This is a genomic window from Neobacillus drentensis, from assembly GCF_036965425.1.
Taxonomy (GTDB): Bacteria; Bacillota; Bacilli; order Bacillales; family Cytobacillaceae; genus Neobacillus; species Neobacillus drentensis_F.
On the sequence record NZ_JBALPP010000154.1, the window covers coordinates 1 to 1,854 of the forward strand.

At 35.4% G+C, this 1,854-nt stretch carries 1 protein-coding gene; it reads right to left on the minus strand.

Annotated elements, in window-relative coordinates:
* Positions 1-1,707: adenine deaminase C-terminal domain-containing protein (locus V7161_RS28255; RefSeq protein WP_335716117.1), on the minus strand; the 1,707-nt coding region annotated here is incomplete at its 3' end.
* Between the last annotated feature and the right edge of the window lie 147 nt (positions 1,708-1,854).

Below are 1,854 nucleotides of genomic sequence, written 5' to 3' on the forward strand. Positions count from 1 at the left end.
TTTAACATCATATAATCCACTTGGAGTTAATCTTATAAATGGTAAATGAGTGGCAGAGAAGAAGAGTAAGGTAAATGCAGGGTCATCATATTTAAATCCTCTTACCTTTAATAGCTCTATCATCTTTTTCTCGATTTTAATTAATAAGCCCATATCTAAATTAGACATTCTACCGATTAAAGGCAAAGGAACTTCTTGTAGGATTTGATTATCTTCTGCCAAGACGATCCCACCACCGATTGCTTGCATTCTTTCAAAAGCAAGCAGCATATCTTTTTTTCTTTTACCGATGAGTAAGATATCTCCTGTACCGGAATAAGAACTTGCTAATCCGCTAATATTTCGAGCAAATCCTTTTACTAAGGTATTAATTCTCCAGGAGCCGTCCCGACCAATCATCATAAGGAAGCATTCATCATGTTCAGCTGATAATTCATCACTATTTAGATCAATAGTACTTCCATAAGGTTTCGCAATGACATTATTTAATAAGTTCATGCCAATTGAGGACCAAAAGTTCAAATCTTCATCTTTTAAAGTCCATTTTAACTCAAGTGGGGATATTTGGTACCTGTCCCAATCGATGGAAGATGAATCTTGTTGATCTTTTCCGTCCCGTTTCAACCATTTACCTTTTGCTAATACACTGATTGGTGTAGGGTTATATCTGCTCTCTAAAATATTGAGATTAGCGATTCTACCTGTAGCAATCGAACCATGTAAATGTTCCAAATTGTAATAGCGAGCGATATTATAGCTAGCCATATTATAAGCATCTATTACTGATATTCCATGATTAATGGCTTTTTTTATCAGTTCATCGGTCATCCCATTTTCATAAAAGTAAGGATGTGAGCCATCTGTCGTAAAGAAAAATCGATCAAATTTTTGGACCCCTAACTCGATTAATTCTTTTAAAAGGATATCTAAATCAGGTCGAATCGATGAATGTCTAAGCGATACGGTATACCCTTGTTTTAATCGAGTAAGTGCCTCTTGACCTGTCATGGCTTCATGATCGCAATCTGCGCCCAATAGCATTAATTTGGCTAAAGTGCGTTCGGAAGCACCAGGAAAATGCCCCTCTATTTTTTTATGTAATCTCTTTGTCTCTTGGATCCAAGATAGCATTTGGTTATCTCCATCTACTAATTTCGGCCAAGCCGTTAGCTCTCCGCCTTGCAGCACGGATTCCTGCTGGAGCCAAGAAATCACATCTTCTGTGTTAAAAATATCATGATTATTCGGCAACTCGGTTTGTGCATCAAAACGACACCACCAGTACATGCTTGATGGAATGCGTTTAAATTCATTCAATAATTCAAAGGCTTTAGTGGTTGGAAGCTCTAAGAAAAAGGTTATATTATCACTTATTAAAGTCGATGTGCCGAATTGTCCAGCGTATTTTGCAAATGTAAGAGGATTGTATATTTGATAAGGGTGCACATGCGGCTCAATATATCCAGGTACTACATATTGCCCCTTACAATCAATGACCTCAGATTCAGCTACGGTTTCAGGAAAATTCTCTCCTACATAAACAATACGATCCTCAAATATCCAAATATTCGCCACTACCCATTCATGTAAATAGGAATTTAAATAGGTTGCATTTTTTAGGATGATTTGAGGATTTTTTTCTCCATCAAGGACCTCTACATGATTTCTTAATTGTTTGTTGCTCCATCTATAATTTCCAGTATTCATCATTAAACTCCTGTTCAAAGGTAATTATATTTATCGTTTTATTTGAATATATAGCGACTTTGAATTTTATAAAATATTATAATATACTTATAATTTTAATATTATGACGTTATGGGTCTGTATTCCATTATACCTCGATAATATAAG